The 14,768-nt window shown below is 66.2% G+C and carries 8 protein-coding genes; 5 read left to right on the forward strand and 3 right to left on the reverse strand.

Annotation, left to right across the window (positions count from 1 at the left end):
- Positions 1–43 precede the first annotated feature (43 nt).
- From fadD32 to MSIMFI_RS06925, 4 genes are read left to right on the forward strand one after another with little or no spacing between them, the layout of a single operon-like run.
- Positions 44–1,933 (forward strand): long-chain-fatty-acid--AMP ligase FadD32, encoded by a 1,890-nt coding sequence (fadD32, locus tag MSIMFI_RS06910; RefSeq protein WP_191496654.1) that lies wholly within the window; start codon positions 44–46, stop codon positions 1,931–1,933.
- A 9-nt stretch (positions 1,934–1,942) separates the two neighbouring features.
- On the forward strand, positions 1,943–7,210 hold the full coding sequence (pks13, locus tag MSIMFI_RS06915) for a polyketide synthase Pks13 (protein ID WP_191496655.1): 5,268 nt from the start codon (positions 1,943–1,945) through the stop codon (positions 7,208–7,210).
- Positions 7,207–8,760 carry an acyl-CoA carboxylase subunit beta gene (locus tag MSIMFI_RS06920; RefSeq protein WP_186245317.1) on the forward strand — a complete coding sequence of 518 codons (1,554 nt, stop codon included), beginning with the start codon at positions 7,207–7,209 and terminating at the stop codon, positions 8,758–8,760. The genes pks13 and MSIMFI_RS06920 overlap by 4 nt, the downstream gene beginning before the upstream one ends.
- A gap of 9 nt (positions 8,761–8,769) precedes the next feature.
- The gene (locus MSIMFI_RS06925; RefSeq protein ID WP_191496656.1) at positions 8,770–9,825 is read left to right on the forward strand and encodes an acetamidase/formamidase family protein; all 1,056 of its coding nucleotides are present in this window, start codon (positions 8,770–8,772) and stop codon (positions 9,823–9,825) included.
- A 95-nt stretch (positions 9,826–9,920) separates the two neighbouring features.
- Here MSIMFI_RS06925 and MSIMFI_RS06930 read toward each other — a convergent pair whose 3' ends face one another.
- The 3 genes from MSIMFI_RS06930 to MSIMFI_RS06940 form a co-directional block, all read right to left on the reverse strand.
- Positions 9,921–11,702, reverse strand: a complete 1,782-nt coding sequence (locus MSIMFI_RS06930) for an acyl-CoA dehydrogenase family protein (RefSeq protein WP_191496657.1) — start codon at positions 11,700–11,702, stop codon at positions 9,921–9,923.
- Between the two features lie 24 nt (positions 11,703–11,726).
- On the reverse strand, positions 11,727–12,245 hold the full coding sequence (locus MSIMFI_RS06935) for a hypothetical protein (RefSeq protein WP_191496658.1): 519 nt from the start codon (positions 12,243–12,245) through the stop codon (positions 11,727–11,729).
- A gap of 99 nt (positions 12,246–12,344) precedes the next feature.
- Positions 12,345–13,220 (reverse strand): SGNH/GDSL hydrolase family protein, encoded by an 876-nt coding sequence (locus tag MSIMFI_RS06940; protein ID WP_191496659.1) that lies wholly within the window; start codon positions 13,218–13,220, stop codon positions 12,345–12,347.
- 26 nt (positions 13,221–13,246) lie between these two features.
- Between MSIMFI_RS06940 and MSIMFI_RS06945 the strand changes: the two genes are divergently transcribed.
- The gene (locus tag MSIMFI_RS06945) at positions 13,247–14,740 is read left to right on the forward strand and encodes an arylsulfotransferase family protein (RefSeq protein WP_191496660.1); all 1,494 of its coding nucleotides are present in this window, start codon (positions 13,247–13,249) and stop codon (positions 14,738–14,740) included.
- Positions 14,741–14,768: the final 28 nt, after the last annotated feature.

Consider the following 14,768-nt stretch of genomic DNA (forward strand, 5'->3'; position numbering starts at 1 on the left):
CGTCGGCGGAGCCGACCGATGTGTTGTGACAGGAGAGGGCGGCATGGCGTACCACAACCCGTTCATCGTGAACGGAAAGATCAGGTTCCCGGAGAACACCAACCTGGTTCGTCACGTCGAAAAGTGGGCCAAGGTTCGCGGCGACAAGCTCGCCTACCGGTTCTTGGACTTCTCCACCGAACGCGACGGTGTCGAACGCGACATCTTGTGGTCGGAGTTCAGCGCCCGCAACCGCGCCGTGGGAGCCCGCCTGCAGCAGGTCACCCAGCCGGGCGACCGCATCGCCATCCTCTGCCCGCAGAACCTGGACTACCTCGTCTCGTTTTTCGGCGCGCTGTACTCCGGCAGGATCGCGGTGCCGTTGTTCGACCCCGCCGAGCCGGGCCACGTCGGCCGGCTGCACGCGGTGCTCGACGACTGCGCCCCGTCGACCATCCTGACCACCACCGACTCCGCCGAAGGTGTCCGCAAGTTCATCCGCAACCGTTCGGTCAAGGAACGGCCGCGCGTCATCGCCGTCGACGCGGTGCCTACCGAGGTCGCCGCCACGTGGCAAGAGCCGGACGCCAGCGAGTCCACCACCGCCTACCTGCAGTACACGTCGGGCTCGACCCGCATTCCTTCCGGCGTCCAGATCACCCACCTGAACCTGCCCACCAACGTGCTGCAGGTGCTTAACGCCCTGGAAGGCCAGGAAGGCGACCGCGGGTGCAGCTGGTTACCGTTCTTCCACGACATGGGCCTGATCACGACGTTGTTGTCGACGGTGCTCGGCCATAGCTTCACGTTTATGACGCCCGCCGCCTTCGTGCGCCGGCCGGGCCGCTGGATCCGTGAGCTCGCGCGGAAGCCCGGGGAGACCGGTGGCGTCTTCTCGGCCGCGCCGAACTTCGCGTTCGAGCACGCCGCGGTCCGCGGACTGCCCCGCGACGACGAGCCGGAATTGGACCTGAGCAACGTCAAGGGCATCCTGAACGGCAGTGAGCCGGTGTCGCCGGCGTCGATGCGCAAGTTCTTCAAAGCCTTCGAGCCGTACGGCCTGCGCCCGACCGCGGTGAAGCCGTCCTACGGTCTGGCGGAGGCGACGCTGTTCGTCTCCACCACCCCGATGGACGAGGAACCCACGGTGATCCACGTCGACCGGGACGAACTCAACAACCAGCGCTTCGTCGAGGTCGCCGCCGACGCGCCGAACGCGGTCGCGCAGGTCTCGGCGGGCAAGATCGGCGTTGACGAGTGGGCGGTCATCGTCGACGTCGACACGGCCAGCGAGCTCCCGGACGGACAGATCGGCGAGATCTGGCTCCACGGCAACAACCTGGGTGTCGGCTACTGGGGTAAGGAAGAGGAGTCCGTCGAGACCTTTAAAAACATCCTCAAGTCGCGGATCCCGGAGTCACATGCCGAAGGTGCCGCCGACGACGGGCTGTGGGTGCGCACCGGCGACTACGGCACCTACTTCAAGGGACACCTCTATATAGCGGGCCGGATCAAGGACCTGGTCATCATCGACGGCCGCAACCACTACCCGCAGGACCTGGAGTACACGGCGCAGGAAGCCACCAAGGCGTTGCGGGTTGGCTACGTGGCCGCCTTTTCGGTGCCGGCCAACCAGTTGCCGCAAAACGTGTTCGACGACCCGCACGCCGGCCTGAAGTTCGACGCCGAGGACACCTCCGAGCAGCTGGTGATCGTGGGCGAGCGGGCCGCGGGCGCACACAAGCTGGACTACCAGCCCATCGCGGACGACATCCGGGCGGCCATCGCCGTCGGGCACGGTGTGACCGTCCGCGACGTGCTGCTGGTGCAGGCAGGCACGATTCCCCGTACGTCCAGCGGCAAGATCGGCCGGCGGGCCTGCCGTTCGGCCTACCTCGACGGCACTCTGCGCAGCGGCGTCGGGTCCCCGACGGTCTTTGCAACCGAATCCTGAGTAGGGCCCATGTCTGACATATCGGAATCCCAGGAGAACTCGCCCGCCAACCAGACGGACCTAACCGTCCCCGAGATGCGGCAGTGGCTGCGCAACTGGGTGGGTAAGGCGGTCGGCAAGTCACCCGACGACATCGACGAGTCGGTGCCGATGGTGGAGCTGGGCTTGTCGTCGCGGGATGCCGTGGCGATGGCGGCCGATATCGAAGACATGACCGGTGTCACGCTTTCGGTGGCGGTGGCCTTCCAACATCCGACCATCGAATCGCTGGCCACGCGGATCGTTGAGGGCGAACCCGAAACAGACGTAGCGGCCGATGACGATATGGACTGGTCGCGCTCCGGTCCCGCCGAGCGCGTCGACATCGCGATCGTCGGTCTGTCGACCCGGTTCCCCGGCGACATGAACGGCCCCGACGAGACATGGCAGGCACTGCTGGAAGGCCGCGACGGCATCACGGACCTGCCCGACGGCCGGTGGTCGGAATTCCTTGAAGAGCCGCGCATCGCCCAGCGCGTCGCTTCCGCGCGCACCCGCGGCGGCTACCTGAAGGACATCAAGGGCTTCGACTCCGAGTTCTTCGCGGTGGCCAAGACCGAAGCCGACAACATCGACCCGCAGCAGCGGATGGCGCTGGAGCTCACCTGGGAGGCGCTCGAGCACGCCCGCATCCCACCCTCGAGCCTGCGCGGCGAAGCCGTCGGCGTGTTCGTCGGCAGCACCACCAATGACTACCAATTCCTGGCCGTCTCCGACCCGACGGTCGCACATCCGTATGCCATCACCGGCACCAGCACGTCGATCATTGCCAACCGGGTGTCGTACTTCTACGACTTCCGCGGGCCGTCGGTCACCGTCGACACCGCCTGCTCGAGTTCGCTGGTCGCCATCCATCAGGGCGTGCAAGCGCTGCGCAACGGCGAGGCCGACGTCGTCGTCGCCGGTGGTGTCAATGCGCTGATCACGCCGATGGTGACGCTGGGCTTCGACGAGATCGGCGCGGTGCTCGCTCCCGACGGCCGGATCAAGTCGTTCTCGGCGGACGCCGACGGCTACACCCGCTCCGAGGGCGCCGGCATGCTGGTGCTCAAGCGGGTCGACGACGCCCGCCGCGATGGCGACCAGATCCTCGCAGTCATAGCCGGTAGCGCGGTCAACCACGACGGCCGGTCCAACGGCCTGATCGCGCCCAACCAGGACGCGCAGGCCGAGGTGCTGCGCCGGGCGTACAAGGACGCCGGCATCGATCCGCGCACCGTCGACTACATCGAGGCGCACGGCACGGGCACGATCCTCGGTGACCCGATCGAGGCCGAGGCGCTGGGCCGGGTGGTCGGCAGGGGACGTCCGACCGATCGGCCGGCGCTGCTGGGCGCGGTGAAAACCAACATCGGCCACCTGGAAGCGGCGGCCGGTGTGGCCAGCATGGCCAAGGTGGTGCTGGCCCTGCAGCACGACAAGCTGCCGCCGTCGATCAACTTCGCCGCACCCAGCCCATACATCGACTTCGACGCGATGCGGCTGAAGGTCATCGACACGGCGACCGACTGGCCGCGGTATGGCGGCTACGCTCTGGCGGGTGTGTCAAGCTTCGGCTTCGGCGGCGCCAACGCGCACTTGGTGGTGCGCGAGGTACTGCCGCGGGATGTCATCGAGCGTGAGCCCGAACCCGAGATTGCCGCGCCAGCCGATGCGGTTCCGGCCGAGGCCGCCGCGTTGGAGGGTCACGCGCTGCGGTTCGACGAGTACGGCGAGATCATTACCGACGAACCTGCGGGCGAGGAAGAGGAGCCCGAGCTGCCCGGCGTCACCGAAGAGGCGCTGCGGCTCAAAGAAGCCGCGCTGGAAGAGCTTGCGGCGCAAGAGGTTACGGCCCCACTGATTCCGCTTGCGGTGTCGGCGTTCCTGACCTCACGCAAGAAGGCGGCCGCCGCCGAGCTGGCCGACTGGATGGAGTCGCCGGAAGGCCAGGCGGCGTCGCTGGAGTCGATCGGCCGGTCGCTGTCGCGGCGCAACCACGGCCGCTCCCGCGCGGTGGTGCTCGCCCATGACCACGAAGAGGCCATCAAGGGCCTGCGGGCGATCGCCGAAGGTAAGCAGCGACCCAACGTCTTCAGCGTCGACGGGCCGGTGACCAACGGCCCGGTGTGGGTGCTCGCCGGATTCGGCGCGCAGCACCGCAAGATGGGCAAGAGCCTGTACCTGCGCGACGAGGTTTTCGCCGAGTGGATCGAGAAGGTCGACGCGCTGGTACAGGACGAGCTGGGTTACTCGGTGCTCGAGCTGATCCTGGACGACTCGCAGGACTACGGCATTGAGACCACGCAGGTCACCATCTTCGCGATCCAGATTGCCCTGGGTGAGTTGCTCAAGCATCACGGCGCCAAGCCCGCCGCGGTGGTCGGCCAGTCGCTGGGCGAGGCCGCGTGCGCGTACTTCGCCGGTGGGCTGTCGCTGCGCGACGCTACCCGGGCGATCTGCTCGCGCTCGCACCTGATGGGCGAAGGCGAGGCGATGCTGTTCGGCGAGTACATCCGGTTGATGGCGCTGGTCGAATACTCCGCCGACGAGATCAAGACGGTGTTCTCCGACTTTCCCGATCTCGAGGTGTGCGTCTACGCCGCACCTACCCAGACCGTCATCGGCGGCCCGCCCGAGCAGGTGGACGCCATCATCGCTCGCGCGGAATCGGAGGGCAAGTTCGCCCGCAAGTTCCAGACCAAGGGTGCCAGCCACACCCAGCAGATGGATCCACTGCTCGGCGAGCTCGCCGCCGAGTTGCAGGGCATCAAGCCGATGAGCCCGACCGCAGGCATCTACTCCACGGTCCACGAGGGCAGCTACATCAAGCCCGGCAGCGACCCGATCCACGACGTCGACTACTGGAAGAAGGGCCTGCGGCATTCCGTCTACTTCACCCACGGGATCCGCAACGCGGTCGACAGCGGGCACACCACGTTCCTGGAGCTGGCGCCCAACCCGGTGGCGTTGATGCAGGTGGGTCTGACCACGGCTTCGGCCGGACTGCATGATGCCCAGCTGATCCCGACGCTGGCCCGCAAGCAGGACGAGGTCGAGTCGATGATCTCGACCATGGCGCAGCTGTATGTCTACGGCCACGACCTGGACATGCGGACTCTGTTCAGCCGCGCCTCTGGGGCCGCAGGCCCAGAAGGATTTGCGAACATTCCGCCGACCCGGTTCAAGCGCAAGGAACACTGGCTGCCCGCGCACTTCACCGGCGACGGCTCGGTAATCATCCCGGGCACTCACGTCGCGCTGCCGGACGGGCGCCACGTCTGGGAGTACGCGCCGCGGGACGGCAAGACGGATCTGGCTGCGTTAGTGAAAGCCGCCGCGACGCAAGTACTTCCGGACGCACAGTTGAGCGCCGCTGAGCAGCGTGCGATGCCCGGTGAGGGCGCCCGACTGGTGACGACGATGACGCGGCATCCGGGCGGCGCGTCGGTTCAGGTGCATGCCCGCATCGATGAATCCTTCACGCTCGTCTACGACGCACTGGTGGCTCGGGCCGGCTCGCAAGCGGTGTTGCCGACCGCGGTTGGCGCGGGGACAGCGATCGCAGCCCCGGCCTCGGTGGCTGCAGCGGCTCCGCCAACAGAGACAGTGGAACCCGAGGCCGAAACTCTGACGGACAGCCTGACCACCCGCTACATATCGTCCGACATGGGTAGATGGTCGCCGGATTCGGGCGAGACGATCGCCGATCGATTGGGCGCCATCGTAGGGGCGGCCATGGGGTACGAGCCCGAGGACCTGCCGTGGGAGGTGCCGCTGATCGAGCTCGGCCTGGACTCGTTGATGGCGGTGCGGATCAAGAACCGCGTCGAATACGACTTCGATCTGCCGCCGATTCAGCTGACCGCGGTGCGTGACGCCAACCTCTACAACGTCGAGAAGTTGATCGAGTACGCCGTCGAGCACCGCGACGAGGTCCAGCAACTGCACGAGCACCAGAAGACGCAGACTGCCGAGGAGATCGCCCGGGCGCAGGCCGAGTTGATGTATGGCAAGGCCGCCGAAGCGGCGGAGGCACCCGAACCGGCGGCCGCGGACCTGCCGCTTCCGCCCCCGCCGACGGATCCGTCGGGCCCATCCGGCAACGGTGCAAAGCCCAACCTTGCGGCAGCCGCGGAGGTACTTAACCAGGAAGCGGTTGCCAAGGCGCTGAACTCCGACGTGCCCCCACGTGATGCCGCCGAGCGCGTCACCTTCGCGACGTGGGCGATCGTCACCGGCAAGTCCGCCGGCGGCATCTTCAACCCCCTGCCCAAGCTGGACGACGCGACGGCCGCCAAGATGGCGCAGCGGCTCTCCGAGCGTGCCGAAGGGCCGATCACCGCCGAAGACGTGCTGACCTCGTCGAACATCGAGGAGCTGGCCGACAAGGTACGTGGCTACCTGGAGGCCGGTGTGATCGACGGCTTCGTCCGCACCCTGCGGGCGCGTCCCGAGGGCAGCTCTAAGGCCCCGGTGTTTGTGTTCCATCCGGCCGGCGGGTCGACAGTGGTGTACGAGCCGCTGCTCAACCGGTTGCCGGCGGACACTCCGATGTACGGCTTCGAACGGGTCGAGGGGTCGATCGAAGAGCGTGCAGCGGCCTACCTGCCGAAGTTGATCGAGATGCAGGGCGACGGGCCCTACATTCTGGTCGGCTGGTCGCTGGGCGGGGTGCTGGCCTACGCGTGCGCGATCGGGTTGAAGCGGCTGGGCAAGGACGTCCGGTGGGTCGGGCTGATCGACGCCGTGCGCGCGGGCGAGGAGATCCCGCAGACCAAGGAGGAGATCCGCAAGCGCTGGGATCGCTACGCGCGGTTCGCCGAGAAGACGTTCAACGTCACCATCCCGGAGATCCCGTACGAGCAGCTTGAGGAGCTCGACGACGAGGGCCAGGTGCGGTTTGTGCTCGAGGCCGTCAGCCAGAGCGGGGTGCAGATCCCGGCCGGGATCATCGAACACCAGCGCACGTCGTATCTGGACAACCGGGCGATCGATACCGCCGAAATCCAGCCCTACGACGGGCATGTCACTCTCTACATGGCCGATCGTTACCATGACGACGCGATCATGTTCGAGCCGCGGTATGCCGTTCGCCAGCCGGATGGTGGCTGGGGCGAGTACGTCTCCGACCTCGAGGTCGTGCCGATCGGTGGCGAGCACATTCAGGCCATCGACGAGCCGATCATCGCAAAGGTGGGCGAACACATGAGCCGTGCGCTGGACGACATCGAGGTTGAACAGGGGGCCCGCAATTGAGCACTAAGACCACCGCCGAGCTGCTGGGTGAATTGCACGAAAAGCTGGAGTTGGCCAAGGAGCCGGCCGGTGAGAAGGCCGTCGCTAAACGGGCCAAGAAAGGCATCCCCAGCGCGCGAGAACGTATCCACGCACTGGTGGATCCGGGCACCTTTCTGGAGATCGGCGCGCTGTGCAAGACCCCGGGTGACCCGAACGCGCTCTACGGCGACGGGGTGGTCACCGGGCACGGCCGGATCAACGGCCGTCCGGTGGCGGTGTTCTCCCACGACCAGACTGTGTTCCAGGGCTCGGTGGGGGAGATGTTCGGTCGCAAGGTGGCCAAGCTGATGGAGTGGTGCGCGATGACCGGCTGCCCGATCGTCGGCATCAACGACTCGGCCGGCGCCCGTATCCAGGACGCGGTCACCTCGCTGGCCTGGTATGCCGAGCTGGCCCGCCGCCACGAGATGTTGCGCGGCTTGGTTCCGGAGATCTCCGTCATTCTGGGCAAATGTGCTGGGGGAGCGGTGTATTCACCGATCCAGACCGATCTCGTGGTCGCGGTGCGCGACCAGGGCTACATGTTCATCACCGGCCCCGACGTGATCAAGGACGTCACCGGCGAGGAGGTCAGCCTCGACGAGTTGGGCGGAGCGGACAACCAGGCCCGGTACGGCAATATCCACCAGGTGGTGGAGTCGGAGGCCGCCGCGTTCCAGTACGTCCGCGACTACCTGTCTTTCCTGCCGTCCAGCTGCTTTGATCATCCGCCGATCGTGAACCCCGGGCTGGAGCCGGAGATCACCCCGTCCGATTTAGAACTCGACTCGATCGTGCCGGACGCCGACAACACCGCCTACGACATGCACGAGATTCTGCTGCGCATCTTCGACGACGGGGACGTCTTCGACGTGGCAGCGCAGCGTGGTCTAGCGATGATCACTGCGTTCGCCCGGGTGAACGGTCGGCCGGTCGGGGTGATCGCCAACCAGCCGATGCACATGTCCGGGGCGGTCGACACCGAGGCCTCCGACAAAGCGGCCGGCTTCATCCGCTTCTGCGACTCCTACAACCTGCCTTTGGTTTTCGTCGTCGACACCCCAGGCGCCATGCCCGGGGTGCAGGAAGAGAAGAACGGGATCATCAAGCGCGGCGGCCGGTTCTTCAACGCCCTCGTCGAAGCCGACGTGCCGAAGGTGACGATCATCATCCGCAAGGCCTATGGCGGCGGCTACGCGGTAATGGGCTGCAAGCAGCTGGGCGCCGACTTGAACTTCGCGTGGCCGACCGCGCGCATCGCGGTGATCGGCGCCGACGGCGCCGCGCAGCTGCTGATGAAGCGTTTCCCGGATCCGACCACGCCGGAGGCGCAGCAGGTCAAGCGCGACTTCATCGAGGGCTACAACCTCAACCTGGCGATCCCGTGGACCGCAGCCGAGCGCGGCTACATCGACGGGGTGATCCAGCCGCACGAAACCCGGCTGCTGCTGCGCAAGTCGATGCACCTGCTGAGGGACAGGCAACAGTGGTGGCGCGTCGGCCGCAAGCACGGCCTGACCCCGATCTAGCCCGTCGTGATGCCGCCCCTACACACCGGCACCGGTGACATCCGGGGCGACAAATATCTCAGCGCCATGACGGGCGCCCTGCGCTGGGGCCGATTGCCATGTGCCGGCGAAACCCCGGTCGTGACGCTAAACAGCGGCCAGACCATCACCGTCGACACGGTCAGCCACGAAGGACTGCTGGACGACCAGGGCGCCGATCCCGTCACGTTCTTCGGCGAATACGGCATCGCGCACAACGAAATCCTCGATGACGTGCGCGAACTCGCCGGTGCATCGTTGGTACGCAACGGCGACGACGGGCCACACGTGGTCCTCGGGCCGATTAGCATCGCCGGCGCTCGCCCTGGAGATGTGTTGTGCGTGGAGCAACTCGGGCTCACCCGTCGCGTCGACTACGGCATCATCAGCAACCGCCACGGCCTGGGTGTGCTGGCCGGCGAAATGCCCGAATCCTCGGATTTGGTTTGCGTCCTGGGTCGTGTCGGCGCCGACGAGCGCGCCCACATCGCGCTGGCGACCGGGCGTCAGCTGCGGTTCGACCTGAGACTGCAACTGGGCCTGGTGGGGGTCACACCCGGTGACGGATGCGCGCGGTCGTCGACCCCACCCGGGGACTACGGGGGCAACCTCGACATCCGCTACCTGGGCGTGGGCAGTGCGCTGTTGCTGCCCGTGCAGGTGCCGGACGCCGGGTTGTATCTGGGTGACCCGCACTTCGCGCAGGGCAACGGGGAGGTCGCCCTCACCGCGTTGGAAGCGCCGCTGCGGGCGGACCTTCGGGTGACGGTGCTGTCCGATCGTGATGCGCGTCGGCTCGCGCAGGTGTTGGCCTCGCCGTGGGCGCAGACGTCGACGCACACCATCCTGGTGGGTCTGGGCGGGACCCTCGACGAAGCCATGCGGGATGGTGTGCGGCGCGCGCTGGCGTACGTGTGTGAGGTGACCGGTGCAGACCGCGCGTCGGCGTTGGCGTTCTTGTCGGCGTCCGCCGACTTCGAGGTGTCGCAGGCGGTCAATGGCGTTGTCGGGGTGCATTGCCTGCTGCGGACGTCAGATCTGCGCTAGCTTTCTCCGGCGAGCAGACGCAAAAGCGCCCTGGAACGGGCATTCCAGGGCGCTTTTGCGTCTGCTCGCGAGGGGGGAGGTGCCCCCTGCTCGCGCTACAAACTGAGCGCCCCATCGACCAGTTCGTCGAAACGGTCGAGCGCGTCGTCGGAGTCGGCGTCGATGCCGCGCAGCGGCCCGCGATCGGCGAGATAGCGCTGTACATAGAGCCGAGCCACGAGTGCCTTGCGGTCGGTGCCGCGGGTCTGGCGCTCCCATGCGGCTTGCTCGGTGAGCAATGCACCGGCATATACATCGCCCATGAACTGCGCGAGCGGGAATAGGCGTGCCTCGGCCACTTCGCGGTCGAGTTTGGTCCAGGCGGTAATCGTCGCGTCGAGGTCCTCGATGCGCTCGGCCACCAGGCGTGTGGTTTGGTCATCGTCGGAAACCGACACCGCGTCGCGCAACCGCGCCAGCAACGTCTCGTGAGCGCGAGTCTGGTCGATGCCGCGGCGCACGTCGAGGCACAGGATGTTGTCCGGACCCTCCCAGATGGTGTTGACCTGCGCATCGCGCAAAAGCCTTGCCACCGGCCAGGTTTCGATGTAGCCGTTACCGCCGTGGATCTCGATCGCGTCGGACGCCATGGTGATCCCGAGCCGGCAGACCTTGAGCTTGGTGACCGGCACCGCGATGCGCTGCCGCATGCCGCGAGGCTGACGGTGGTTGGTGGCTCCGGTGCCGTCGAACACCAGCGCGAGTGCGGCTTCGACGTCGACGATCATCTCGGCAAGCTTGCGGCGCATCAGCGGTTTGTCGATCAGCGCGCCGCCGAACGCCCGGCGCGCCCGGGCGTAGCACAGTGATTCGACCAGGGCGCGGCGCGCGTTGCCCAGCGCGAACAACGCAATGCCGAGCCGCGCCGCGTTAGTCAGCTCCATCATGCGGGCCAAACCCTTGCCGTCGGACGGGCCCGTTTGCGAGTCTGGGCCGCTAGGCTCACCGGACAGCAGAAAGGCCTCGGCGTCGACGAATTCGATCTCGCCGGAAGCGACCGAGCGGGTACCGAGCTTGTCCTTGAGGCGACGGATTCGCACCCCGTTGCGCGAGCCGTCCCGGCGCGTGCGCAGCACCAGAAAAGTTGCAACGCCACGCGTCGAGTCGGGAGCGTCCTCGGGTTTGGCCAGCACGACGAATGCCTCCCCGGCACAGTTGGACGCAAACCACTTGAAGCCGTTCAACTGCCACGCGTCCCCGCTGTGTCGAGCGGTGGTCTCGAGCGCGCCCAGGTCTGAGCCGCCGGTCCGCTCGGTCAGCAGCTGTGCCGTTTCGCCCGCCCACTCCCCGGATTCGAACTTGGCCAGGACGTGATCCCGCACGTCGGCCGGCGCGTAGGCGGCCACCAGCGACTGGACCATGCCGCCGCCGGTGCCCAACGCGCAGCCCATCCCAATATCGGCCTGGTCAAGCAGGTAGTTGGACGCGAACATCGCCAGTGACGAACTCACGGAGGCCTGCCGCGCCTCGTCGCGCAACGCCTTCTGGGCATCCAGAACCGCGCGTTTGGACTGGGTGAACGAGGGCGGCATGACGACCTTGCTGACGTCGTGTCCCCACCGGTCGTATCGCTCGAGCCGCGGAGGGTTGCGGTCGGTCTCCTCGGCCCAGCGCGCCACCGGGCCGCCCATCAGCTCACCAATGCGGATCAGATGGGGCTCCACGACCGACAGCTCGTCAGGCTTCAGGTAATACGCGAGGGTGGACTGCAAAGTGGGGTCGGTGAGGTACCAATTGAGACCCACTGCACCGCAATAATTTTCGGTGCGGTAGCGCTCGGCTTTCTCGGGAGTAGAGAAGGGCAGCCGGTCCACGGCCTCTGAGTCGTAGTCGCTCATTCCGCGACCGTATTACAAACGCGGCTACACCGGGACCACAAATTCGGAGGTGTAGACCTCGGCCGGATCTTGGGAATGCTCATTCGGGCGCTGGATTATCACCCACACGCCCGTCGTGCCCTGCCGAATACCGTCTTGAATGGTCACGGTTCCCCTGCCGGCCCCGTCCAGGTCCAGGCCCGTATAGGTGGTTCCCGGAGCCCCCGGACCGCAGGTAGCCGACGACGGCCGTGGTGCCTGGATCAGGCCGACGTCGTAGTGCATGCCCGGCTCGGCGGTGTTCACCAGATTCACCTCCGCGACCACGCTGGAGCCGGCTGTGCGTATGACGACGGAGCCGACGGCTTGGGTAACGAATGGCACCTTCGGCGCAAAGTTGGTGCGGCTGAAATCGCAGTGCCGCTGAGTTGCCTGTAATGCGACCCTTGTGACGGCGTTCGAGCCGGGCGCAGCCGCTGCCGTATTCGCCCCAAATGTCGGCGCCGAGGAAGTCGCCAGAATGATTGCCGCCGCGGAAATCGCTAAGCCTGTCAGCGTGCGCATTGCCCCACCGTCTTGTATTGGGTTTGCCCGACCCGAATTAGATGATTGACGCCAATTCGCGAATTTAAACCGGGCATTTCGAACCCGAATGAGACACGCTCAGTCGCGCGAGCCGGCCGGGGCGATGTGCTCGGCGAGCGCGTTGCCTACGGCAGCAGCGCCAATAGCGGTGGGGTGCAAGGGAACCGCAGGACCCTTTGCTACAAACCCTTCGGTGTACCGCTCGGCCGGCGGGGCGCACATGTCGTGGCCAACCGACAACGGTCTGGTGTCGAAGTAGTCGATCCCCTTGGCGGCGGCAAGCTGCCGTTGCCGGTTGTCGAGCTCGTTGAGCTTGCCCTGCAAGTAGTCGGAGTCATGCGGCAGCACCGGCTGGCCGGGAAAACAGCCACCCGATCGGATGACGATCCCGTAACTCACCAAGATGATTCGCGCGTGTGGCGCTTTGGCGTGGATCTGGTCGATCATCATCGCCCACACCGGGACTTGTGCGGCGATCTGGGTGGAGATCCGGTCGACGTCGCCGACCACGAACTTGGCGGTGCACGGCTTCGGATTGGGCAATTTGACCTCGCACGCCTGAGCGTCGGAAGCCAACCCGACGTCGTTGGCGCCGATGGTGATCGTGATCAGATCTGTCGTCGCGGCGACCGCGTCGAGTTGGCGATCGATCAGGCCGCTTTGGGTCTGCTGTTGTCGACTGATGAGGTCCAGGGTGTTCGCGCCGCTGCAGGTGACGTCGACGAACCGGGTCGTCTTGATCCGTCGTGCCAGCACCGACGGGTAGTTATTGGTCGACTTGTTGCATCCGCGCGGTGCAGCCTGGTCCGGCACACCGGGGGCGGCGGCGACGGAGTCGCCCATTGCGACGTATTCCAGCCGCTTTGTCGGGCCCGGGCTGGCCGCCGGGAAAGCGGCGCAGCCTGCAGCCGTCACACCTACTAGCGATGCGGCGGCAAGTCGCGTCCAGCCCATGCGTCATAGTGTGACAACCTAGCCGGATGGCAAGCCAGTTCGGGTTATCGCGGCGCCGGTTCGGTGTCGTAGCGGGTGCGTTCGTGACAGCCGGGGCAGCGGGCGGCGTGGCCGGGTGTGGTTCACGCGACAACAAGCCAGCGACGCAGACGTCGGGAGCTTCCCCGGCAGCGTCGGATACCGAGGTGTCGGCGCAGTCGCTGGGCTACACCGTCAACGTGAACAAGCCAGGTGCGCCCGGGTACATCTTCTTCGTCTCCGGAATGACGGCCGCCAATCCCGGCACCGCCAGCCGCCCCGCCATCCTCGTGGTTGCCGACAGGACCGGAAAGGTCGTCTGGCAGCGCCAAACGCCAGCTGGCCAAAGCGCCGGTAACCTGCGGGTCCAGAGCTATCAAGGCAAACCGGTGCTCACCTGGTGGCAGGGCCTCAAACAAGGAAGCCACGGGCTTGGTGCCAGCTACATCGCCGATGCGCACTACAACCTGATCAGCACGTTGACACCCGGCGGAGATCTGGCGTCGGATGTCCACGAGTTCCGGCTCACCCCGGATGGGCACGCCTTGATCACCTCCTACCAGGAGGTGACGACCGACCTGACGGCCATCGGTGGGCCCCGCGACGGAAAGATCTACAACTGCATCGCCTCGGTGGTGGACGTGGCGTCCAAAAAGACGCTGTTCCAGTGGGACGCGCTGAGCCACGTGCCGGTCACCGACTCGCCGGAAAAGTACACCGCCGGGAAGGTGCTGGATCCCTACCACATGAACGCGATCTCGCAAGACCCCGCGGGCAATCTGGTGATCAGCATGCGTGCGCTTTCCACCGTGTTCAACGTCGATTCCCGCACCGGTGCCATCAACTGGCAACTCGGGGGAAAACATTCCACATTCGAGCTTGGTGATGGGGTCGACTTCGCCTATCAACATGACACAGAGATGCCCGACGCGAACACAGTGACATTGTTCGACAACCACTTTGAAGGCGACTCGGGGCAAACGAGCGGCGGATCCGTGCCAACCAGCCTGAAATGGATCCACCTGGATTTTGCCGCCCGGCGGGCCACGCTCATCCGGGCGCAAACCCACCCCGACAAGCTCAGCACCGGCGCCATGGGCAATCTGCAACAGCTACCAGATGGCAATACCTTCTCGAGCTGGGGTACCGCCCTACATATCGCCGAGTTCACCGCAAGCGGCGAGATGGTCTACGACGCCACCCTGACCGGCGGCACCTATCGGGCGTTTCTCAACGACTGGGCCGGCGATCCGATCGAACCACCGCAACTGATTTTCACCGACGACGCCGCACACGCGGTCTGGAACGGGGCCACCGCGGTGCGGCAGTGGCGGCTGCTGCATGGGCCCGAAAGTAATGCCATGACAACGCTTTCCACCGTCGACTGGGCGGGATACGACACCCCGATACCGCTGACCGGAAGCAAGGACGGCTACTACCAACTTCAGGGGCTGGACGCCGCCGGCACCGTCATTAACCAATCGGCGCCCATCACGCGTTAGCCCTAGTGCGAGTCTGCGACCAGCGCGC

The sequence above is a fragment of the Mycobacterium simulans genome, from assembly GCF_900232995.1.
GTDB classification, from domain to species: Bacteria; Actinomycetota; Actinomycetes; order Mycobacteriales; family Mycobacteriaceae; genus Mycobacterium; species Mycobacterium simulans.